General features: G+C 65.4%; 1 protein-coding gene. It reads right to left on the bottom strand.

Annotated features, from left to right (window positions below; all coding sequences use genetic code 11):
- On the bottom strand, window positions 1–324 hold a 324-nt coding region (locus ACSHWJ_RS16025; RefSeq protein WP_432540118.1), incomplete at both ends, for a hypothetical protein.

Here is a 324-nt window from a genome sequence, read left to right as displayed (position 1 = left end):
GTGTGGGTCTGCACCTGGTACTGGCTGATCGACAGATCCCCCGCGTAACCCTGGGTCTGGATGCGGGCGGCGTGGGTGTAGGCCGGCAGCACCACGTTCTGGCCGGAGACGCTGACGCCGGCGTCGATCGGATTGAACAATGCCAGATTGGCCTGGATGGAGGCGGCGAAAGGGAACAGCAGGCCATGGTCGATCCGGGCCGCGTAGCCGACGTGCCCAGCGTTGCTCTTGGCGGTGTCGGCGAACACATCGGACTGGTAGCTGCTGTAGCTGGACGGCAGTTGCAGCCGCTCCTTGACGCTCGCCAGATCCTGGGCGATCTCC

This window comes from Methylococcus sp. S1M, from assembly GCF_051295855.1.
In the GTDB taxonomy this organism is placed as follows: domain Bacteria; phylum Pseudomonadota; class Gammaproteobacteria; order Methylococcales; family Methylococcaceae; genus Methylococcus; species Methylococcus capsulatus.
This window is presented reverse-complemented; position numbering and strand designations above follow the sequence as displayed.